19 protein-coding genes and 1 tRNA gene are annotated in these 21,648 nt (G+C 74.9%); 11 read left to right on the top strand and 9 right to left on the bottom strand.

The window, feature by feature from the left end; genetic code table 11:
- The 7 genes from H505_RS0103430 (at position 1) to H505_RS50500 (ending at position 7,033) form a co-directional block, all read left to right on the top strand.
- Entirely contained in the window at positions 1-651 is a 651-nt protein-coding gene (locus tag H505_RS0103430) for a response regulator (RefSeq protein ID WP_026400844.1), read from the top strand.
- Positions 638-1,810, top strand: a complete 1,173-nt coding sequence (locus H505_RS39635) for a sensor histidine kinase (RefSeq protein ID WP_084549810.1) — start codon at positions 638-640, stop codon at positions 1,808-1,810. The genes H505_RS0103430 and H505_RS39635 overlap by 14 nt, the downstream gene beginning before the upstream one ends.
- 95 nt (positions 1,811-1,905) lie before the next feature.
- Positions 1,906-2,295 carry a hypothetical protein gene (locus H505_RS0103420; RefSeq protein ID WP_026400843.1) on the top strand — a complete coding sequence of 130 codons (390 nt, stop codon included), beginning with the start codon at positions 1,906-1,908 and terminating at the stop codon, positions 2,293-2,295.
- Between the two features lie 2 nt (positions 2,296-2,297).
- The gene (locus H505_RS0103415) at positions 2,298-3,188 is read left to right on the top strand and encodes an ATP-binding cassette domain-containing protein (RefSeq protein ID WP_026400842.1); all 891 of its coding nucleotides are present in this window, start codon (positions 2,298-2,300) and stop codon (positions 3,186-3,188) included.
- Positions 3,185-4,777: a hypothetical protein gene (locus H505_RS0103410; protein ID WP_026400841.1), complete on the top strand. Its 1,593-nt coding sequence runs from the start codon at positions 3,185-3,187 to the stop codon at positions 4,775-4,777. Before H505_RS0103415 ends, H505_RS0103410 begins: the two co-directional genes overlap by 4 nt.
- 79 nt (positions 4,778-4,856) lie before the next feature.
- Complete coding sequence (locus H505_RS50505; RefSeq protein ID WP_026400840.1) at positions 4,857-6,389, top strand: hypothetical protein; 1,533 nt, start codon at positions 4,857-4,859, stop codon at positions 6,387-6,389.
- A complete protein-coding gene (locus H505_RS50500) occupies positions 6,386-7,033 on the top strand; it encodes an NUDIX hydrolase (RefSeq protein WP_051300150.1) in 648 nt (215 codons plus the stop codon). The genes H505_RS50505 and H505_RS50500 overlap by 4 nt, the downstream gene beginning before the upstream one ends.
- A 3-nt stretch (positions 7,034-7,036) precedes the next feature.
- Here H505_RS50500 and H505_RS0103395 read toward each other — a convergent pair whose 3' ends face one another.
- Positions 7,037-7,795: a TetR/AcrR family transcriptional regulator gene (locus H505_RS0103395; protein ID WP_026400839.1), complete on the bottom strand. Its 759-nt coding sequence runs from the start codon at positions 7,793-7,795 to the stop codon at positions 7,037-7,039.
- Between the two features lie 63 nt (positions 7,796-7,858).
- On the opposite strand from H505_RS0103395, the gene H505_RS0103390 reads away from it, so the two are divergent.
- Both H505_RS0103390 and H505_RS39625 read left to right on the top strand, forming a co-directional pair.
- Positions 7,859-8,734, top strand: a complete 876-nt coding sequence (locus H505_RS0103390) for an ATP-binding cassette domain-containing protein (protein ID WP_026400838.1) — start codon at positions 7,859-7,861, stop codon at positions 8,732-8,734.
- Entirely contained in the window at positions 8,731-9,552 is an 822-nt protein-coding gene (locus tag H505_RS39625; RefSeq protein ID WP_034516503.1) for an ABC transporter permease, read from the top strand. Before H505_RS0103390 ends, H505_RS39625 begins: the two co-directional genes overlap by 4 nt.
- Positions 9,553-9,558: 6 nt before the next feature.
- On the opposite strand, the gene H505_RS47265 is transcribed toward H505_RS39625, so the two are convergent.
- The 4 genes from H505_RS47265 to H505_RS0103365 form a co-directional block, all read right to left on the bottom strand.
- Complete coding sequence (locus H505_RS47265) at positions 9,559-10,116, bottom strand: hypothetical protein (RefSeq protein WP_157432888.1); 558 nt, start codon at positions 10,114-10,116, stop codon at positions 9,559-9,561.
- A 442-nt stretch (positions 10,117-10,558) separates the two neighbouring features.
- Positions 10,559-10,634 (bottom strand) — tRNA-His (locus H505_RS0103375).
- Positions 10,635-10,687: 53 nt separating this feature from the next.
- Positions 10,688-11,281 carry an oligoribonuclease gene (gene orn / locus H505_RS0103370; protein ID WP_026400836.1) on the bottom strand — a complete coding sequence of 198 codons (594 nt, stop codon included), beginning with the start codon at positions 11,279-11,281 and terminating at the stop codon, positions 10,688-10,690.
- Between the two features lie 45 nt (positions 11,282-11,326).
- Positions 11,327-11,974, bottom strand: coding sequence for a pyridoxamine 5'-phosphate oxidase family protein (locus H505_RS0103365; RefSeq protein ID WP_026400835.1), 648 nt, complete (start codon positions 11,972-11,974; stop codon positions 11,327-11,329).
- Between the two features lie 69 nt (positions 11,975-12,043).
- Here H505_RS0103365 and pdxR point away from each other — a divergent pair, with 69 nt between their 5' ends.
- Positions 12,044-13,387, top strand: a complete 1,344-nt coding sequence (pdxR, locus tag H505_RS0103360) for a MocR-like pyridoxine biosynthesis transcription factor PdxR (RefSeq protein ID WP_026400834.1) — start codon at positions 12,044-12,046, stop codon at positions 13,385-13,387.
- On the opposite strand, the gene H505_RS39615 is transcribed toward pdxR, so the two are convergent.
- A complete protein-coding gene (locus H505_RS39615) occupies positions 13,384-14,022 on the bottom strand; it encodes a hypothetical protein (RefSeq protein WP_084549804.1) in 639 nt (212 codons plus the stop codon). The genes pdxR and H505_RS39615 overlap by 4 nt on opposite strands.
- A gap of 430 nt (positions 14,023-14,452) precedes the next feature.
- On the opposite strand from H505_RS39615, the gene H505_RS0103350 reads away from it, so the two are divergent.
- The gene (locus H505_RS0103350; RefSeq protein ID WP_026400833.1) at positions 14,453-15,556 is read left to right on the top strand and encodes a phosphotransferase family protein; all 1,104 of its coding nucleotides are present in this window, start codon (positions 14,453-14,455) and stop codon (positions 15,554-15,556) included.
- Between the two features lie 13 nt (positions 15,557-15,569).
- Here the strand turns inward: H505_RS0103350 and H505_RS0103345 are convergent, their stop codons facing one another.
- From H505_RS0103345 to H505_RS0103335, 3 genes are all read right to left on the bottom strand, one after another.
- Positions 15,570-17,048, bottom strand: a complete 1,479-nt coding sequence (locus H505_RS0103345) for an RNA polymerase sigma factor (RefSeq protein WP_026400832.1) — start codon at positions 17,046-17,048, stop codon at positions 15,570-15,572.
- Positions 17,049-17,272: 224 nt separating this feature from the next.
- On the bottom strand, positions 17,273-18,856 hold the full coding sequence (locus H505_RS0103340) for a sigma factor (RefSeq protein WP_026400831.1): 1,584 nt from the start codon (positions 18,854-18,856) through the stop codon (positions 17,273-17,275).
- 260 nt (positions 18,857-19,116) lie between these two features.
- Complete coding sequence (locus tag H505_RS0103335; RefSeq protein ID WP_026400830.1) at positions 19,117-21,456, bottom strand: substrate-binding domain-containing protein; 2,340 nt, start codon at positions 21,454-21,456, stop codon at positions 19,117-19,119.
- Positions 21,457-21,648 lie beyond the last annotated feature (192 nt).

Raw genomic sequence — 21,648 nt, 5'->3', positions numbered from 1 at the left:
ATGACGATCCGGGTGCTGATCGCCGACGATCAGGAGATGGTGCGCCGCGGGGTGCGGGACATCCTCGGGAGCGATCCGGGCATCGAGGTGGTGGGGGAGGCCGCGGACGGCGTCGAGGCGCTGCGGCTGGCGGGACGGCTGCGGCCGGACGTGGCGCTCGTGGACGTGCGGATGCCCGGGCTGGACGGCATCGAGGTGACGCGGCGGCTCGCGGGGCCGGACGCGGACGTGCGGGTCCGGGTGGTGATCCTGACGACGTTCGACCTGGACGAGTACGTCTATCCGGCGCTGCGGCACGGCGCGTCCGGGTTCGTGCTGAAGCGGTCGGGGCCGGCGCTGCTGATCGAGGCGGTGCGGGCGGCGGTGGGCGGGGAGAGCCTGATCAGCCCGTCGGTCACCGTGCGGCTGCTGCGGCACGTGACGGAGCCGGCGCGGCGGCCGGACCCGCCCCGGGAGCCGCTGACGGAGCGGGAGAAGGAGATCGCCGGGCAGGTCGCGCAGGGCAAGAGCAACGCCGACATCGCGGCGGAGCTGTTCATCTCGCCGGGGACGGTGAAGACGCATCTGGCGGCGATCCAGCGCAAGCTCGGGGCGAAGAACCGGGTGGGGGTCGCGATGCACGCCTGGGAGATGGGTTATGCGGGGCGTTAGGCCGGGGGCGCGGGTGCTCGGCGCCGCGGCGGTGGCGGCGGTGGTCGCGGCGTCGGGGTTCGCGGTGCCGCCGTACGGGCCGGTGGCGTCGGTCCCGGCGGCGGTGGCGGCGGGCGCGGTGCTGGCGCGGTGGCCGTACCGGGGGGTGCGGCTCGGCGCGGTGCTGGCGGTGACGGTGGCGGTGTCGCTGGCGGCGAGCGCGGTGTACCGGGGGCCGCAGGCGCCGATCGGGGTGTACGCCGCGGTGGAGGTCCCGGCGCTGCTGGTGCTGATCGGACGGGTGGTGCGGCGGGAGCCGCCGCGCGGCGCGGCCGTCCTGGCGGCGGCGCTGACGGCGGCGACGCTGGGGCTGGCGGCGCGGGCGGCGCTGCGGTCGCCGATGCCCGCGCGGGTGGAGGCGCTGGCGGTCGGGTCGGTGATGTTCATGTTCCTGGCGGGGTGCGCGATCGGGGTCGGCCTGTACCTGCGAGACCTGGACGGGCGGCGGGTGCGGGCGGTCGCGGAGGCGCGGCGGTCGCAGCGGCTCGCGCTGGCGCGGGACCTGCACGACTTCGTCGCCCACGAGGTGACGGGGATCGTGCTGGAGGCGCAGGCCGCGCAGTTGCGGGACCTGGACGCGGACGGGTCGCGGGGGGTGCAGCGGCGGATCGAGGAGGCGGCGCTGCGGGCCCTCGACTCGATGGACGAGACGCTGCGGGCGCTGCGCGACGAGGGCCCGTCCGGCGATCTGCCGCCGACCCGCCTGTACGGGCTGGGCGATCTGCCGGAGCTGGTGGGGCGGTTCGGCGGGACCGGGGTGCCGCACGCGGAGCTGGACATGGACCCGGCGCTGCCCGGACGCCTCTCGCGCGAGGCGGACGGGACGGCGTACCGGCTGGTGCTCGAGGCGCTGACGAACGTCCGGCGGCACGCGCGGCGGGCGACGCGGGTGCGGGTGGCGGTGGCGGCGGTGCCGGACGGTGTGGAGCTGCGGGTCGGCGACGACGGCGGCGCGGGCGGCCGGGGCGGGATGCCGGGCCGGGGGCGGAGGCGGGGCGGCACCGGGCTCGCCGAGCTGGACGCGCGCGTCCGGGCGCACGGCGGGACGCTGGCGGCCGGGCCCGACGGGGACGGCTGGTCGGTCGTGTGCGTGCTGCCCGCCGTCCGGGCCCGGGACTGACTCCGGGATCTCTGCCGAACGGGAGATGTGGCGGCCCCCGTGCGGGCCGGAGCCTTGTGGAGTGCCGATCGGCTCGGCACTTCAGGAGGGTTTCGATGGTTTCACGAAAGACCGGCCCGCTCGCGGTGTTCGCGCTCGTGGTGGCGGCGGCCGGGGCCACCGGGGGCTGCGTCGCGGACGCCGACAAGGCCGACCCGGTGAGCCGGACGTTCGCGTTCGCCGGGACGACGCTGGACGTGCGGGCGCACGACGTCCCGACGGACGTGGTCGCGGCCGACCGGCGAGATGTCGAGGTCACCCGCTGGTTCGACGACCGGAGCCCCTGGTCGGACGCGTGGTGGCGGCTCGAGGGCGGCGCCCTCGAGATGGACGCGACCTGCACCGGCTTCGCGAACTGCGACGCGCGGTTCCGGGTCGAGGTGCCCCGGGGCGTCCGGGTGCTGCGCGACGGGGAGCCGACGGACCTGCGCGGGCCGGGGGAGTGACGGTGTTCGAACTGCTGGACGTGACGAAGGTGTACCGGGGCGGCAAGCGGGCCGTGGACGGCGTGACGCTACGGCTCGGCCCGGGACTGGTCGGGCTGCTCGGCCCGAACGGCGCGGGCAAGTCGTCGCTGATGCGGATCGCCGCGACCGTGACCCGCCCGACGTCGGGGCGGGTGCTGTTCGAGGGCGCCGACGCGGTCGCCGACCCGGACGCGCTGCGGCGGAACCTCGGCTACCTGCCGCAGGACTTCGGTGTCTACCCGAACCTGACGGCGCGCGAGTTCCTCGGGTACCTGGCGGCGGCGAAGGGGCTGTCGCGGCGCTCGGCGCGGGCCCGCATCGACGAGCTGCTGGAGACGGTGAACCTCACCGGGGCGGCGAAGCGGCCGCTCGGCGGCTACTCCGGCGGCATGCTGCGCCGCGTCGGCATCGCGCAGGCGCTGCTCGCCGACCCGAAGGTGATCGTCGTGGACGAGCCGACGGCGGGCCTCGACCCGCAGGAGCGGGCGCGGTTCCGCGCGATGCTCGCCGACCTCGCCGCCGACCGGGTGGTCATGCTGTCGACGCACATCGTCTCCGACGTCGAGGCGGCGGCGTCCGACATCGCGATCGTCGCGGCGGGGCGGCTGCTGCGCCGGGGCCCGGCGGAGGAGCTGATCCGGTCGCAGCGGGGCCGCGTGTGGGAACTGCTCGTGTCGCCGCCGGAGGCCGACGCGCTCCGCGCGCGGTACCCGGTCGGCCGGATGGCGCGGACGGCGAACGGCGTCCACCTGCGGGTCGTCGCGGACGCGCCGCCCGGCCCCGGCGCGTCGCCCGCCGAGCCCGACCTCGAGGACGTGTACCTCGGGCTGCTGCACGCACCGGCGGGCTTCGCGGCGGGAGGCGTCCGATGACGCTCCGCGCGATCGGCGGGACGGCCCTCGGCGACGTCCGCGACCGGGTGCGCCGCCCCGCCTACGCGGTGACGCTGCTGGCGGCGGTCGGCCTCGGCTACCTGGCGGTCCCGGACCCCGGCGGGCGCCTGGTGATCATGTACATCGGGGAGCACCGCGGCGTCTACGGCAGCGCCTACGTCGGGACGGCGACGGCGCTGGCGAGCGCGCTGTGGCTGACGCTCGGCGGCTTCTACGTCGTGCGGGGCGCGGTGGGCCGCGACGAGCGCACCGGGGTGGGGCGGCTGCTCGCCGCGTCGCCGCTGCGCACCACCGCCTACCTGGCCGGGAAGTGGCTGGCGAACGCGATGGTGCTCGGCTCGATGGTGGCCGTCCTCGCGGTGACGGCGGCGGTGATGCAGGTCGCGCGGGGCGAGGACCGGTGGGTCGACCCCGTCGCGCTGCTCGTCCCGTTCGCCGTGATCGCGCTGCCGGCGGTGGCCGTCACGGCCGCGGCGGCGCTGCTGTCGGAGACGGTCCCCGTGCTGCGGGGCGGCGTCGGGAACGTCGGCTGGTTCTTCGTGTGGATGGCCGGCGTCCTCGCGGGCGTGTCCGAGCGCGCGCCGTTCGACCTGCTCGGCGCCCGGCACGTCGTCGACGGCCTGCGCGCCACGATGGTCGAGCGGGGCCTGTGGCGGTCCGGGTACTCGTTCAGCCTCGGCCTGACGGAGGTGCCCGAGCCGCTGGAGGCGTTCCCGTGGGACGGCTTCGCGCTCACGCCCGGGTTCCTCGCCGGGCGCGCGTCCCTCACGCTGGCGGCCGTCGTCGCGGCGCTGCTGCCCGCCCTCTGGTTCGCCCGGTTCGACCCCGCCCGCGGACGTCCCCGCCGGGGGTTGGCGGAGGCCCTGCGCGGGGCCGCCGGCGCGGCTCCGGTGCGGGAGCCGGCCCCCGAGCCCGCGTACGCCTACCGCGGGCTGCCCGCCGCCGCGCCCGTCCGCGGGGGGACGTTCGGCAGGCTGCTCGCGGGCGAGCTGGCGCTCGTCCTGCGGGACGCGAACCGGTGGTGGTGGCTGGTCGCGGCGGGCCTGTCGGCGACCGCGCTCGCCGTCCCGTCCGACGCGGTCGCGCCGGTCGCCCTGCCGCTGGCCTGGGTGTGGCCGGTCCTGCTGTGGTCGCGGCTCGGCACCCGCCCCCGGCTCGCCGGCGTCGAGGGGCTCCTCGGCGCGTACCCGTCCCCGGTCCGGCGGCTGCTCGCCGAGTGGACGGCCGGGTTCGCGGTCACGGTGCTGCTGGGGCTCGCCCCGCTGGCCCGCATGGTCGCGGCCGCCGACACGGACGGGGCGTCCGCCTGGCTCGGGGGCGCGCTGCTGATCCCGTCGCTGGCGCTGGCCGCCGGGCGGGTGAGCCGCACGCCGCGCGTGTTCCAGGCCGTCTACCCGCCGCTGTGGTACGGGGCGTTCAACGGCCTCGCGCCGCTGGACTTCCTGGGCGCCGCCCCCGGCGGCCCGCCCCCGCCGCTCGTCGCGGGCCTGGCCGCGGCGCTCCTCGCGGCCGCCGTCCTCACCGCCGCCGTCCGTCCCGTGCCGCGCCGGGCCGCACGCGCCGCATGACTCTTGCGGCGGATACCGAACCATGTGGATCATTCACGGCGTCTGATGAGGGACAGGACCGTCGACTGAGGAGCCGTACATGGTCGCGCACCACGAAGGGGACGTCTCCTTCGAGCAACTCGGCGCCGGCGACCTCGCCGGGACGATCACCGCCGTGCCGCAGTCGCTGGACAACCACTGGCTGGACGACGAGCTGCTCGCCAGGGCGCTGCGGGCCGGGCGGGTCACCGGGGCGATCGCCGCCGAGCAGCGGCGCCGGGCGCGGCGCGAGTACCTGCGGGCGCTGCTGAACACCGAGAAGGTCATCGTCAACCGGGCGTACCTGTACAACAGCGCGATCGTGTACCGGGACTTCGTCCGGGACGGCCTCGACCGGAAGGCGTTCCGCGCCCTGCTGGCCGACGGGACGATCATTCCGTTCCTCATGGACGAGACGTCGCCCGTCCCGCGGACCGCCCCGGCGTTCCACGTGACCGAGGGGTTCGAGGGATGGCGGGCCGTCGCGGAGACCACCCCCATGTCGTGCCTCCGCCTCGCCTGGGACGACGCGGCGTACTCGGAGCTCGTCCTGCAGATGAGCGACGGCTTCGAGAACTTCCTCACCCGGCTCGGGAAGTTCCGCGCGCCGTCCCTGCGGCGCGACCTCGGGCTGGGCGAGGAGGAGGCCGACGCGGTGTGCGGCCACCTCAGGGAGGTGGCCGCGTGGGCGTTCGAGCGCACCAACAGCGGGATCCCGGTGACCCGGCAGATGCTCTACGAGCGGTTCATCGTCGGCGAGGGCGGCGACGTCGCGGCCCGCGAGTACGACCGGAACCTGCCGCACGTCGCGCCGCTGAAGCAGCTGCTCGACCTGAAGTACAGCACGAACCTCGCCGACGCGATCGACGTGTACGCCATCACCCCCGGCGGGTCGCCGCGCCGCACGGCGCTGCAGGAGGGCATCGCCGACCGGTCGCGGACCGGGCGGCGGGCCCTCGCCGGCACCGACGCCGACCAGGTCGTCCGGATGATCCGCGACCTGACCTTCGAGAGCGTGCAGGGCCTGCTGGAGCGGGTGCCGAGCCTCGACCGGCTGACCCTGGCGGACATCCGCGAGGTGCGCGCGGAACGCGAGTGGCGGGTGTACCGCGACACCTTCGCCGGGCTGCTCGGCACCGCCTCCGTGGAGGACGTCGCGTCCGACGCGGGCGGCGCCGCCGCGGTCACCGGCGCGTACGTCGCGATGCTGGAGAAGGCCGAGGAGATCCACGCCGCCAACTGGCAGGACGGCGCCGGCCGCCGGTTCCGGGGGCTGGCGGAGCTGGCCATCGACATCGGCGCGGTGACGATCAACGTGGTCTACATGAACGACCACGCGATCGGGTACGAGGTCGTCGGCGACGCCGCGGCGATGGCGCTCGGCCGGGCCGCGCGCGTCACCGTCCGGCTCGGGCTCGGCCGGCTGCTGGAGTCCCGGGCCCGCCACCGCATCGAGAACACCGCGCAGATCATGGACTTGCGAATGGACGATCCCGCCCGCGAGGCGCAGAAGATCATCGACTGGCTCGCGGCGCACGGCACCCGGATCGACCCGGCGCAGAACGGGGCCGACCAGTCGCGCGAGGCGGAGTGAGCGACGACCCGGCCGCCGCGTACGAGCGCCTCCGGCGGGAGCGGCCGGAGGCGTTCGCCGAACCGCCCGGCGCGCCCGTGCGGCTCCTGCCGTCCGCGCCGGCCGGCGGCGGCCCGTACGGCGTCCGCTACCGCGACCCCTACATCACCGTCGTGCGCGACGCGGTGGAGTTCCCGGACGGCTCCGTCGGCGGTCACGTCCGCATCCTGCCGACGGCGGGCGGCGCGGGCGCCGCCGTCCTCCCCGTGTGCGGCGACCGGGTCGTCCTCGTCCGGCACTTCCGCCATGCGACCCGGCGGTGGCACTGGGAGATCCCCCGGGGCTTCGCCTGCCCGGGCGAGTCCGCGGCGGACACGGCCCGGCGCGAACTCCGCGAGGAGATCGGGGCGACCGCGCGGGACCTGACGCCGCTGGGGCGGGTCCACGCCGACACCGGCATCACGGGCGGCGCGGCCGACCTGTTCTGGGCCCGCGTCGACGCGCCCCGCCGCGCCGCCGCCGACGAGGGCATCGAGAGCGTCGCCCTGTTCGACCCCTGCGCCCTCGACGACCTCCAGGACGACGGCGAACTGACCGACTCGTTCACGCTGGCGGCGCTGCTCGGCGCCCGGCGCCGGTCGCTGCCCCCGTTCGTCCGGCCGTGACGGCTACTCCCGGCCGCGGCGTTCGAGGGACTCCAGGCCGGCGATGAGCAGGTCGAGGCCGAAGGCGTACTCGGCGTCCACGCCCTCGGGGTCGTCCGGGTGCGCGGGGGCGTCGACGATGTAGCCCCCGGCGGCCATGACCCCGGCGATGTGCGGGAAGCGGTCGGGGGTGATGGCGCGGCGCAGCATCTCCACCCCTTCCGGCGTGGCGACGACGCCGCCCTCGGCCGCGAGCGACCGCTCCAGCTCCACCATCGCGGCGACGTGCTGGGAGATGAGGAGGATGGCGCCGACCTTCTCGCCGTCGGACAGGTCGAGGCCCGCCATCGCCGCGAGCCCGAGGTCGGCGGTGCGGATCGTGCGGGGCATGAGGACGGCGGTCTGCCCGCGCGGGAGTTCGAGCGCCCAGGGGTGGGCGCGGTAGGCGTCCCGGACCAGGTCCGCCCACACCCGCAGGGCGTCGCGCCAGTCGTCCGGCAGCTCGACCTTCTCGGGCATGGTGACCGCGGCGTCCTGCATGAGGCGCAGGAGCTCGTCCTTGCTGGACACGTACCGGTAGAGCGACATGGTGGTGAAGTCGAGCGACTTCGCCACCGCCTGCATGGTCACGGCCCCGAGCCCGTGCGCGTCGGCGATCTCGATCGCGGCGGCCACGATCCGCTCGTGCGTCAGCCCCCGGCTCGGGCCGCGCTGCGGGACGTCGTGGACGCCCCAGGCGATCGCGACGGCGCGCGGCAGGCCGGTCTCGGTGGTCTCTCCCATGGCCCCGATGCTCTCACCTCCGCATCTGTGTACGTCATAAACGGTGTATGTCATACTCAGTGTATGCGATACACAGAACATCTCGTCGAGCTCGACGGGCTCACCAAGGGCTTCGGGAAGCACGACGTGCTCAAGGGCCTCGACCTGCGGCTCCCCCCGGGCGTCCACGCGCTCCTCGGCCCCAACGGCGCGGGCAAGACCACGCTGGTCAACATCCTGTCCACGCTGACGCCCTTCGACTCCGGCGCCGCCCGCGTGCTCGGCCTGGACGTCCGCCGCGACCGGAAGGAACTCCAGCGCCTGATCTCGCTGACCGGGCAGTACGCCGCCGTGGACGTCCGGCTCAGCGGGACCGAGAACCTGCTCATGATGGGGCGGCTCTTCGGCCTCTCCCGCCGCGCCGCCGCCTCCCGCGCCGCCGACCTGCTCGACCGCTTCGACCTCGCGAAGGCGGCGGGCCGGCTCGTCGGAACCTACTCCGGCGGCATGCGCCGCAAGCTCGACATCGCGGTGAGCCTCATCGCCCACCCCCGGCTGATCTTCCTCGACGAGCCCACCACCGGCCTGGACACCCGCAGCCGGCGGGCGCTGTGGGACGAGATCACCGCGCTCGCCGCCGGCGGCACGTCGATCTTCCTCACCACCCAGTACCTCGAGGAGGCCGACGTCCTCGCCGAGCGGATCCTGGTCCTGAACGGCGGCCGCATCGTCGCCGACGGCACCGCGTCCCAGCTCAAGGAGCGCGTGGGCGGCTCGACCATCCAGGTACACGACGGCCACGGCCGCGTCGTCGAGGAGATCGCCACCCGGGGCTCCGCCGCCGAGGTCTCCCGGCACCTCGCCGCCCTGGCCGCCGCACGTCCCGACGTCCAGGTCACCGTCCGCCGCCCCACGCTCGACGAGGTGTTCCTCCAGCTCACCGGAAAGAAGGCAGCATGACCGCCGCGCACGTGACCGCGCCGCCCGTCGCGCCCGCCCGCGGCGCCGGCTTCCTCACCGGCCTGCACGTCTTCACCGTCCGCAGCCTCCGGCACTCCTTCCGGGACGGCGAGTCCCTGCTGATGGCCGTGCTGCTGCCCGTCATGCTGATGCTGGTCTTCACCTACGTCCTCGGCGGCGCGATGGACGTCGGCGGGGGCGGCGGGCGCGAGGCGTACCTGTCGTTCGTCATGCCGGCGATCGCGCTGACCGCCGCGGGCTTCGGCGCGTCCTACACGTCCGTCGTGGTCAGCAACGACATGACCGCCGGGTTCATGAACCGGCTGCGCACGATGCCGTTCCCGTCCGTGACCGTGCTCCTCGGCCACACGGCGTCCTCGATGGTGCGCAACATGCTGGCGACCGCGGTGGTGATCCTCGTGGGCTTCGCCGTCGGCTTCCGCACCGACGCGAGCGTCCCGCGGTTCTTCGCCGCCGTGGGTCTCATCGCCGTCTGGATCCTGATGATCACGTGCGTGTTCGCGATGCTCGGGATGCTGGCGGGGTCGGCCGAGGCCGCGAACGGCTACGGCTTCGTCCTGCTCTTCCTGCCCTACGTGTCGAGCGGCTTCGCGCGCGTCGAGAGCATGCCGTCCTGGCTGCGCCCCGTCGCCGAGCACCAGCCGATGACACCGATCATCGACGCGTCCCGCGCGCTGATGAACGGCCACGCCCCGGGCTCGGACGCCTGGATCGGCCTGCTCTGGTGCACGGTCCTGATGGCCCTCGCGATCTGGCTGACCGCCGTCGTCTTCCCCCGCAAGATCGCCCGCACCTGACCGGCCTCACCCGTCGCCGCCCCCCGGGGGCCGCGCCAGCGCCACGGCGACCGGCAGGCACACGACCACGGCCCCGCCGCCGACCAGGAGCCGGCGGGGCCAAGGGTTCCCGCGCCGCTCCTCCCAGACGTGCGCCTCGACGGCGTCCGTCCGGCCCCGTGGGTCGTACCGGACCGGGACGAGCCCGTCCGCGTCCCTCGTCAGCCGGTCGGTCGTGAGGTCGGCGGACCGCCCGTCCGGACACCGCAGCCGCCACCGGACGGCGTTCTCGCCGGGCGGCGGCAGCCGCCGCTCGAAGCGGCACGCGGCGTCGACACCGTGCTCGCGCAGCAGCCGGGTGTTGAACTCCAGCGACAGCCCCACCCCGAACGCGAGCCCCGCGAACACCCCGACGAATGCCGCGGCGCACCCTGCGGAGGACTCGTCGCCGACGTACCAGAACGTCCCGCCTCCGCACACCAGCCCCCCGGCGACGACGATGAACATACCGAGCGAGTCCCGCCCGAGCCCCTCATCCACCCACGCCCCGAACGCCCCGACGAGCAGCGTCCCTCCGATCACCACCAAAGCCCGCTTAACGGCCCTCAAAACCACCCGAAGACCCTAATCCGCCCACCCGCCCGAAACCAGCACAGTAAGCGACCGGGCATTGGGCCGCCGGGTGCCGTGTGATCGAGACACCCTGACGGTGGCTGTTGGAGAGCCCGGAGCGAAGGTGGGAGGGTTGAATCCCGCGCCGCGCCGCTACAACGATTCGAGGACGGCGGTCATGATCAGTGAGATCGACCTTCTCCGGCCGGCCGACGGTGCCCCGGCCGGGGCCCTTGTATGCCTGGCGGTCCACCAGGATCGGCGCGGTGCAGCCCTTGTCCTTCAGGAAGGTCGCGCTTATGGGTCGGCCGATTGTAGAGACTTCTGCTCGCTGCTCGGGTGGGGCGACGCTGCGGCGACTCGCACCGGACGCAGAGAAGCCCTGGTCGCCTTCTCGGTGACCAGGGCTTCTGCCTGGGGTGAGTGAGGGGACTTGAACCCCCGACATCTTGGACCACAACCAAGTGCTCTGCCAGCTGAGCTACACCCACCGTGGCCGGAACTCGTCCGGCTCCAAGTAGTGTAGCGGGTCCGCGGGAGTGGGTCAGCCGGAGACCTCGGCGGCGATGGCGCGGGCGGTCTCGGAGTCGGGGCCCGGCTGGGGGACGAAGACCGCGGCGCGGTAGTAGCGCAGCTCCTGGATGCTCTCGGTGATGTCGGCGAGGGCGCGGTGGCCGCCCTTCTTCTCCGGGCTGGCGAAGTACGCGCGGGGGTACCAGCGGCGGGACAGCTCCTTGATGGAGGAGACGTCGACCATGCGGTAGTGCAGGTGGGCGTCGAGGGCGGGCATGTCCCGGGCGAGGAACGAGCGGTCGGTGGCGATCGAGTTGCCGCACAGGGGGGCCTTGTTGGCGTCCTTGACGTGCCCGCGGACGTAGTCGAGGACGGTCTTCTCCGCCTCGGCGAGCGTGACGCCGCCGGGGAGGACGTCGAGCAGGCCGGAGGCGGTGTGCATGTCCCGGACGACCTTGGTCATCTGCGTGACGGCCTCCGGCGGGGGCTTGATGACGATGTCGACGCCCTCGTCCAGGATGTTCAGCTCGCTGTCGGTCACCAGCGCGGCTATCTCGATCAGGGCGTCCTTGCGCAGGTCGAGCCCCGTCATCTCACAATCCACCCATACGAGCCGCTCGTTCATGGCCTTCACCTTACGACCATGCGCGAGCACGCGGGGCATCGAGTGTCAGGACGCCGTCCGGGACGCGATGTGCGGCGGGGGCTCGATGCCGGGGCGCAGGGTCGGGTCGGGGACCGGGGGCAGGAACGTCCGGCGGACGGGCACGACGCCGGCCCACACGTCGAGGGCGAGGTCCTCGGGGTCGTCCGCGGGCGGCCCCTGCCGGATCTTGACGGACGCCTCGGCGAGGGGGAGGGCGAGGACGGTCGTGGCCGCGAGCTCCTTGCGGGTGGGGCGGCGGGCGGTGTCCCACTGGCCGGGCGCGAGGTTCTCGGTGATGGCGCGGAGGCCGGTGAGCTTGTCGTCGCCGTCGAGGACGGTCGGGGTGCCGTAGACGACCGCGCTGCGGTAGTTCAGCGAGTGGTGGAACAGGGAGCGGGCGACGACGACGCCGTCGAGGTGGGTGACGGTGACGCAGACGTCGCGGGACGGGCCGTGCCGGAGGCTCGCGGCGCCGGAGGAGCCGTGCAGGTAGAGGGTGTCGCCGAGGCGGCCGAAGCCGGTGGGGACGACGCGCGGGGAACCGTCGACGACGACGCCGAGGTGGCAGATCAGCGCGGCGTCGAGGATCGCGTAGAGGTCGGCGCGGTCGGCGGACGAGCGTTCGGGGACGCGGCGGAGGCGGGTGCGGGGCGTCGTGGAGAGCGGGTCCATGTCCGTTTACGCTAGGTCGGCGGTGGCCTGGTCGTCAGGGCCACTCGGAGCCGAAAGGGAGAGACCACTTTGCTGCCCCTCGTCGTCGACCGGGACGCGGACGAGTCCCTGCACGCGCAGCTCGCGGGGCAGTTGCGGGGCGCGATGCGGGACGGACGGCTCGCGGCGGGGGATCGGCTGCCGGCGACGCGGACGCTGGCCGTGCGGCTCGGGGTGAGCCGGACGGTGGTGACGGAGGCGTACGAGCAGCTGTACGCGGAGGGCTGGCTGGAGGGGCGGCACGGGTCGGGCACCTACGTCGCGGACGGCGTGACGGCCGACCCGGAGCCGGGCGCGGGACGGGTCCCGGCCGCGGAGCCCGAGCCGGAGCGGGGGGTGATCGACCTGCGGCCGGGGCTGCCGTGGGTGGGCGCGCTGGACACGCCGGCGTGGCGGCGGGCGTGGCGGCTGGCGTCCGGGGTGACGCCGCGGCGGCGGCAGGACCCGCGCGGGCTGCCGGGGCTGCGCGCGGCGCTGGCCGAGCACGTGCGCAGGAACCGCGGGGTGAGCTGCCAGGACGTCCTGGTGACGCGGGGCGCGACGAACGGGCTGGACCTGCTGGCCGCGACGGTGCTGCGGCCGGGCGACCGGGTCGGCGTGGAGGACCCCGGCTACCGGCGGGCGCGGGCGGTGCTGGCGGGCCGGGGCGCCGAACTGGTGCCGTGCCCGGTGGACGAGCACGGGCTGGTCGTCGAGGCGCTGCCGGACGACCTGCGGCTGGTGTACGCGACGCCGTCGCACCAGTTCCCGATGGGCGGGGTGCTGCCGGTGCCGCGGCGGCGGGCGCTGCTGGCGTGGGCGCGGCGGACGGGCGCGCTGATCGCCGAGGACGACTACGACGGCGAGTTCCGGTACGACGTCGCGCCGCTGCCCGCGCTGTACGGGCTCGACCCGGAGGTCGTGGTGTACCTGGGGACGACGTCGAAGATCCTCACGGTCGACATGGGGGTGGGGTGGCTGGTGGGGCGCCCCGACCTGGTCGCGGCGGTCGCGCGGCGGCGGGTGGAGCTGAACGACCGGACCGCCGTGGTGCCGCAGGAGGCGCTGCGGCTGCTGCTGGAGCGCGGGGACGTCGACCGGCACGTCCGCCGGATGAGCCGGGAGTACGCGCGGCGGCGGGCGGCGGTCGTGGGGGCGCTGGACGGGCTGCGGCTGCACGGCGACACCGCGGGCCTGCACCTGGTGGTGGACGTCCCGGGGGATCCGGCGGACGTCGCGGCGCGGGCGGCGGCGCGGGGCGTGCTGGTGGACACGCTGGAGGAGCACTCCGCCGGGCCGCCGGCCGCGTCCGGGCTGGTGATCGGGTACGGGACGGCGGCGGGCCCGGCGGAGCTGCGGGCGGGCTGCGCGGTGATCCGCGGGCTCGCCGGCTAGGAGCGCGCGCCGACCGGGACGGGGTCACCGGCCGGCGGGCGTGCCGGGCCGGGGAGCGGCGCCGTGCGGGTCAGCAGGGACGGTTCGGGGAGCGGCGCGCGCGGCCGGGGGATGGGCGCGACGGGCGTGTCCGGGCCGGTGATGCGGCGGATGTCGATGCCGCCCGGGTCGGGGCGCTCGGCGAGCGGGGCCTGCGAGGCGCCGAAGTGCCCGCCGCGGGCCCAGTCGCGGCGGCTGCGCTGCGAGTGGTACGACTGCGGCGACGGCAGCGGCGGTCCGGCGGGCCAGCGGCGGGCGATGTGCCAGGCGTCCAGCCAGCGCATGATGCCGTCGATGCCGGTGAGCAGCGAGCCGGTGAACGGGACGCGGGCCTGGCCGACGACCATGATCTGCAGGCAGGTGCGGCCCTCACGGCACACGGGGGCGGCGAGCAGCCGGGCGGCGCGGGTGGCGGGGAGGAGCTGGACGACCTCGCCGGTGCCGGGATGCCAGACCAGGTGCGTCGGGCGGTTCTGCTTGGCCAGGTCGGCGGCCACGGAGCGGGCGGAGACGGAGCGGGGATCGTGGTCCCCGGTGAACCAGACGACCCGGGGCGCACCTCCCTGCATTCCTCCGCCGTCGACTCGTACGGGCATGCGTGCGGCTCCCGGCAGCCATGCGTCTGCCACGGTGCGTCCCCCCAATCGGGCCGGGGTCGGCCCCGAATGGTCTAGTCCTATTCTCATAGCCCAGCGAGACCGGAATGTCCAGCTTGCCGCCACGGGCCGGTGTCGGCGGCCGCGACGTCGCCCCGGGTGCCCACTTCACCCGGGTCGTCGTCGCTCGCGCGGCCCCCCGCGGTCCCGGAGCCCGGCGCGGTGCCGAAAAGCCGGGCGAGATTCTCATGAACCGGTCCATGCGGGGGTGAATCCGGCGCAAGTCAACACTGGCACTTGACGCTCGGTAAATCAGTGTGACGCGACGGCCGGATGTGGCCGATTAATTACGGTGAGCAAGGACATCCGACCGCACCCAAACCCCGCGGGGGTTTACCTTCCGAACCGAGTCGCGTTCTAATAGGGCGTCATGACCGTTGACGCAGACCTTCCGGCCGGGGTCCCCGGCATCGACGTCCCCCGCCTCGCGGACTGGCTGGCCGGCGCGCTGCCCGGCGGCGGCCGGATCACCGCGATCGACCTCATCGCCGGCGGCCGCTCGAACCTCACCTACGGCATCGCGCTGGACGGCGGGGCGGACGGCGGCGGCCGCCGCATCGTGCTGCGCCGCCCGCCGCTCGGGCACGTCCAGCCCACCGCCCACGACATGGCCCGCGAGTACCGGGTGCTGAGCGCGCTCGGCGGGAAGTCGTCCGTCCCGGTGCCGCGGACGCTGGCGTTCTGCGACGACGAGGACGTCATCGGCGCCCGCTTCTACCTCATGGACTTCGTCGACGGCAAGGTCCTGCGCACCCGCGAGGACGCCGCGGGGATGAGCCCCGAGCAGGCGCGCGGGCTCAGCGAGGCGCTCGTCCGGGCGCTCGCCGCGATCCACACCGTGGACGTCGACGCCGCGGGCCTCGGCGACTTCGGCCGTCCGAACGGCTACATGGCGCGGCAGTTGAAGCGGTGGGGCAAGCAGTGGGACGGCTCGCAGGAGGCGATCCGCGCCACCGGGGCCGTCCGCGACCTGCCCGAGTACGACCGGCTCGTCGCGCGGCTCGGCGAGCGGCTGCCCGCGGACGCCCCGGCCCGGCTCGTGCACGGCGACTTCCGGCTCGACAACGCGCTGGCCCGGCTGGAGCCCGAACCGGAGATCGCGGCGGTCGTCGACTGGGAGATGTCCACGCTCGGCGACCCGCTGTCGGACCTCGGCCTGACGCTCGTGTACTGGGCGGAGGCCGCCGACGCCGAGGACGAGCTGCTGCCCGTCGGCGCGACGATCACCGCGGCGCCCGGGTTCCTCACCCGTGCCGAGTTCGCCGCCCGGTACGCCGAGCTGACCGGCTTCGACGTCGCCGACCTCGACTACTACGTCGCGTTCGCCTGCTTCAAGCTCGCGGTCATCCTCGAGGGCATCCACGCCCGGTACCTGCAGAAGGCGACCGTCGGCGAGGGCTTCGACCGGATCGGGGACGCGGTGCCGGTGCTGCTGGCCCGCGCGCACCGCGTCCTCGACACGGGCACGTTCTGACCCGCGGGCCGCGTCAGCAGTAGGACACCGGGGCCGATCCGCCGGGGGAGAAGGAGACCGAACCGGACTTCTCCCCCCAGCACCACGAGTCCGGCCGGTACACGGCCACGGTGGCGCTCTCCCCCGGCGACAGGCGGCCGCCGCCGTTCGCGCTGACCTCGCCCGACGTCCCGGTGACGCGCCAGCTCACCGGCCCGCCGACGGCGCTGATCGTGACGGCGCAGGACTCGTCGCGGCCCATGCTGCATCCGGACACCCGCAGCGTCCCCGGCGAGGGGCGCTCGGGCGCCCGGGTGCTCGGCGGCGGCTCCGCCGGACGCGTGGACGTCGGCGTCCGCGAGGGCGTCTCGGACGGCGTCGGCGACTCCGACGGCGACGCCGACTCGGTCGGGCTCGGCGACGAGCTCGTCGGCGACGGGTCGACCGGCTTCGACTCGGTCGGGACCGGCCCGCCGGTCGCCTCGCTGATGCTCGGCTGGACGCTGATCTCCGGCAGCGCCGACGTGCCGTCGTCCTCGCCGCCGAACGCGGTGAGCGCCCCGGCGAGCACCACGACCGCGGTGATCCCCGCGCCGGCGACCGCGTACACCGGCCCGCGCTTGCGCTGCGGCTTCTCCTTCGCGCGCGTGACGGTCGGCTCGTAGGGGAGCGGCCAGCCGTACTCGTCGAACGGCTCGGTCCACGCGGCGATGGCGCGGCGGTTCCCGGCGCGGTCCTCGGCGGTCGCGGCGGTCAGCACGTCCAGCCGCAGGTCGGCGGGGATGGCGGCGATCGGCAGCACCGCCAGCAGCCGGTCCGGCGGCGGCACCTGGAGCTCCCGCGACCCGCACGCCTGGCACTCCGCGACGTGCCGGACGAGCGCCGCCGCGGCCTGCGGCGGCAGCGGCCAGGCGTCGGCGAGCCCGGCGGCCGCCGGGCAGTCCCGGAGGTGGTGCTGCGCGATCAGCGCCGCGCGGACCCCGGCGCCGAGGTCCCGGCGCGTCTGCTCGACGAGGGGGTAGACGTCCTCCAGCGGCACGCCCAGGACGCCGCACAGGTCGACCTCGTCCAGCTCGTGCCGGACGTGCAGGTCGATCGTCTCGCGCTGCCGCCCGCTCAGCGCCGCGAGCGCGCTGTGCGCGAGCTTGCGGCGCTCGTCGCGGCGCGCGAGCTGCTCGGGGGACAGGCCGTCGTCGGCCTCCGGCGCCTCCTGCCCGGTGTGGCGGTTGGGGCTGTCGCGGCGCCGCATGCACTCCTTGCGGGCGATCGCGTACAGCCAGCCGCGCAGCCGCTCCGGCTCGGTCAGCCGGTCGGCGTGCTCGCGCGCGGCGATCAGGCAGTTCCGCAGGGCCCCGGCCGCCTCGACGCGGTCGCGCAGGAGCCCGTGGCAGTAGTCGTAGAGGAACGGCGCGTAGGCGTCGTAGACCTCGGTCAGCGCGATGACGTCCCCGGCGCGCAGCGACTCCGTCAGCCGGACGGCGTCGTGCTGCCCGGACCTCGGCTCACCGGCCACGGGTGTCCTCCTCGGTCGGTTTCGGTGTGTGCGATCGTGTGCCCCCGGTGAGCGCCGACGTCCGCCGGGGCGCTCTGGTTGCCCGATCTTGCCACCAAATTTCGCGGATTTCTCCCTGATGACCGAATCTTTGTGACGGGCGACGCACGCCCCGTGGCCGTTTCCGCGCCTTGATCAGGTACTACGCGCGCGGAAGTGATGTGGGTCTCATGACCGGCCGGTCGCTACCCGTCCGCGCCGCCGCCCTGCCCGTCGCCGTCGTCCCCTCCCGGGCACGTCCAGGACACCTGGACCGACGCGCCGCCGGGGGAGAACGCTACCGCGCCCGTCCCCGATCCGGGCTCCGAGCAGGACAGCGACACGCTCGCGGCGCCGCTGCCGCCGCTCGCCAGCGTGCCGCCGCCCGAGACCGAGAGCGGGGCCGACGCGCCGGCCGACCAGCGCACGGGGCCGCCGACCGCGCGCACGGGAATCGAGCACCCGTCGCCGGAACCGCTCAGGCTGCACCCGCCGCCGTCCACCCGCAGCGCCCCCGACGCCTGCCCGCCGCCGTCCGGGCCGGACGGGCGGGACGGCCGGGACGAGCGCGTCGGCGTCCGGCGCGGCGTCGCGGACCGGCTGGGCGACGCGGACGTCGTCGACGGCGTGGCCGACGGGGTCGGGGTGTCGCTCGGGGACGGCGACTCCGACGGGGACGCCGAGTCCGCGGGCGACCGCGACGGGTCGGGCGCCACGGCGGCGGTGCCGCTCGGGCCGGGACGGGCGCCGAGCGGGCTCTCGTCCGACGCGTCCGGCATCATCGCGAACGCCGCGAGCACGACCAGGACCACGGCGGCCCCGGCGCCGAGGGCCGGCAGGAGCCCGCGCCGCCCGCGCCCGTCCCGCCCGTCCCCGTGTCCGGCGCCGCCGGACGTCCCGGCGGCGGCCCCGGACGCGCCGTCGCCGGAGACGGGCCAGCCCCACTCGTCGAACGGCCCGGACCGGTCCGCGACGGCGGCGTACTCGGCGGCCATCGCCGGGTCGGTGGCCGTGGTCATCACGCGGCCGCGCAGGTCGTGCGGCATCATCGCGACCGGCAGCAGCCCCAGCAGCCGTCCCGCGGACGGGGACCGGTCGACGTGCGGCGCGCACCGCGGGCACGACCCGACGTGCCGCACGAGGTCCCGGACGGCCGGCGCCGGCAGCGGCCACGCGTCGCCGCCGCCCGCGACGCCGGCGAGGTGCGGGCAGGCGTCCGGCGCCGTGCGCAGCAGGTGGGCGGCGGCGATCGCGTCGTCCAGCCGGGCGCGGGCGGCGCCGGTCAGCTCGGCCGCCTCCGGCGCGTCCATGTCGAGGACGCCGCCGATCTCCGCGTCGTCCAGGCCGTGCCGCAGCATCAGGTCCAGCGACTCGCGCTCGCGGCCGCGCAGCACCGCCAGGGCGCCGCGCACGAGCCGGCGCGCCTCGAGGCGCCGCGCCAGCTCGTCCTCGCCGAGGAAGCCGTCCTCGACCTCGGGCGCCTCGTGCCGCTCCACCGGACGGCCGGGGTCGCCCAGCCGCCGCAGGCACTCGGCGCGGATGAGCGCGTACAGCCACGCCCGGAACAGGTGCGGCTCCCGGAGCCGCGAGATCTGCGCGTGCGCGCCGACGAGCGCGTCGTGCAGCGCCCCGGCGGCCTCGTCGCGGTCGCGCAGCAGCGCGTGGCAGTAGTCGTAGAGGCGGGCGGCGTAGCGGTCCATGACCTGGAGGAGCGCGGCGGGGTCGCCGCCCGCCAGGGCGAGGGCCGACCGTTCGTCGTCGGCGCGATCGAAGGTGGGCCATCCGGACACGAGGTCCTCCCGCGGGCTGAGAGCACGGCCGCCGTCCGCGTCGGCAGGGACGGGCGGGCCGGTGAGACAGGGGGGGAGCGTTCGACTCTCCCGGCCGCCGAGCTCGAGGGCGTCGGCGCTGGGCCGGAGAGGAGGAAGGTAGGTCGGAGGCCCGACGGCCCCGCTCCCCGTCGGGCCTCCATATGTTCGACGGGCGACCCCGGCGCCCGGTTGACAGATCTATGCGGAAAAAGTGGAAACTACTTAACGTGTCGGAAGTGTCACGTCATGCGGCGGGAGAGCATCTGCAGGAAGATCTTCTGGATGTCCTCCGGCGTCTGCGCGACCGCCACACCGCCGCCCGTCACCTCGGCGATCTTCTCCAGCTCGTTGCGGTCGACGCCCGGACCGAACCCGATCATGTTGACCTGGATCGGCTTGTTCGGGTCGCGCATGTCCTTGAGCCGCTTGAGGGTCTCGTCCAGCGACGGGCCCTCCGCGTCGTCGTTCTTCCCGTCGGTGAGCAGCAGGATCGAGTTGCCGAACTCCGGCTTGAACGTCTCGTTCATCTTCTCGTAGGCGTCCAGCATCGTCCGGTACAGGGCCGTGTCGCCCGTCGGGTTCGGGCGCATCTTGCTCAGCATCGACAGCACCCGGTTCCGCCGCGAGTTGGACCCGATCCGCTCGCCGAGCGGCCCGATCGGCACCGCGACCTCGTAGGGCGCGCCCTCCTTCATGTTCGTGGAGAACAGCCACTGGCCCAGCTCGGTGTCGTCCGACATCATGCCGAGGCCGCCCTGCGCCACCGCGCCGATGGCCTGCAGCCGGTTGGTGTTCTCGTCGACCATCTCCGCCATCGAGCCGGACACGTCGATGAGCGTCAGCATCCGCAGGCCGAGCGTCAGCTTCGCCCACGCCTGCATGACGTTGTTGACCTCTTCGGTCTTCGGCGCCGGCAGCTGCCGCGGCCGGGCCTGGCTGACGCCGCCCTGCTCGCTGAACCCCGCCGGGGCCTTGCCGTCGGAGGTGCGGAACCCGGCCGCCTGCAGGTCCTCCTGCGTCGCGGAGTCGCCGAGCGCCTCCTCCAGCAGCTTCGCGGCCTCCCGCTCGCCGGCGTCCTGCGCGGCGACGGTGTACGGGTAGTCCATCGACAGCGTGCCCTCGATCGGGTACAGCGCCACCGCCGAGACCTTCGGGTTCTTCTGGTTGAACGACCACAGCGCCTGCTCCGACGACAGCGAGATCGGCTGCCTGCCGCCGCCCTGCCCCTTGCCGAACTGCTCGAACTGGGCGTCCACCGTCGGGACCTGGCTCTCCCGCACCGTCCGGACGATCCCGGTGAAGATCGAGTCGCGGTTGGGGTCGTTCGCCAGCAGGGTGCTCGTGACCATCAGCGAGCCCATGCCCGCCGCGTTCCGCATCGGGTCCGGGACGTAGAGCCGCACCGACCCGGCCGGGATCATCTGGTTCTTGGTGACCGCGCCGCCCGCGACGCCGCCCGCCGCCTTCAGCAGGTTGTCCCACGACGGCGTCGAGGTGACGCCGTTCTGCTGGAGCTGCTGCGCCAGCGTCGAGGGCATCCCGATCACGATGGGGCTCTTCGCCACCGACGTCGACGACGCGACCTCCGCCTTGCCGTCGTTGCGGGCCGCGCGCGACAGCCACAGCGACGAGTCCGGGATCCACACGTCCGGGCGGTCCTCGGAGTCGGCCGCCACGCCCTGCCCCGACAGCAGCGTCGCCACCGCGGAGGGCTCGGCCGACTTCACGTGCGCCTGGACGCACTTCCCGGACACCTCGTGCCCGGCGTCGTTGAACCGGCCCGCCGCCTTCACGATCACCGGCTGGATGTCGGGCGCCGCCGCGACCGACAGCGTCATCGCGTCGTCGCCCGAGCAGCCGCCGCCGCTCTGCGCGAACGCGTACACGCCGCCGCCCAGCAGCACCACCAGGCCGACCGCCCCGGCCAGCGGCCCCAGCAGCGCGCCCTTCCGCTTCTTCTTCTTGCGCTTCCGGCCGTACTCGTAGCCGCCCGACCCGCCGTACTCGCCCGAGCCGCCGTACTCGCCCGACCCGCCGGAGCCGCCGCCCGCCCGTCCGCCGAAGAACCCGGACGGGGTCTCGTCGGAGCCGCGGATCGACTCGTACTCGCTGTATCCGGTGCCGGCGAGGGGCGAACTCTCCGGGGACCGCTCCGGCGGCGTGCCGTACGGGCCGGTCCCGCCGGAAGCCGCGTAACCGCCCGAACCGGGACCGCCCTGCCGTCCGGGCTGCTCGTAGGCGCCCGAGCCGCCGCCGTACCCGCCCGTCCCGTAGCCACCGGACGAACCGGAGCCTTCGGGGCGCGCGGTGCTGTAACCCCCCGTGCCGTACCCCCCTGTGCCGTACCCCCCGGTACCGGACGGGCCGCCGTACGAGGGCTGCTCGGACGACCGCCGCGAGCCCGACCACTCGCCGGTCTCACCGGGCCGTCCCGTCCCGCCCTGCCCGGCCGGAGGGGTCTGCGGGTCCCGGGTGCCGAACCAGTCGGACGATCCGTCGTTCGCCGGTCCGAAGATGGGCTTGGACGGGTCCCACCCGTCGTCCCCCTCGGGGAAGTCACTGCGATGACGTCCGCTCATGGCTGCCCTCGATTCACCCAAAACCCGGCCGATGTTCCCCGGCACTGTAGTAGTACGACATAGAGGTTACAAAGAGCGCAAAACTGTTAATGACGCAGGTCATGAGCGTATGCTTGGACGAACCTGGCATCCTGCACCACAGTAGCGGCGCGGGCACACAACGACGCCGCATGGCCGTAACCGGCCTTGCGG

It is taken from the genome of Actinomadura rifamycini DSM 43936 (assembly GCF_000425065.1).
Lineage (GTDB): Bacteria > Actinomycetota > Actinomycetes > Streptosporangiales > Streptosporangiaceae > Spirillospora > Spirillospora rifamycini.
The sequence above is the reverse complement of the archived record's forward strand: the minus strand, read 5'-3'. Positions and strand labels throughout refer to the sequence as shown.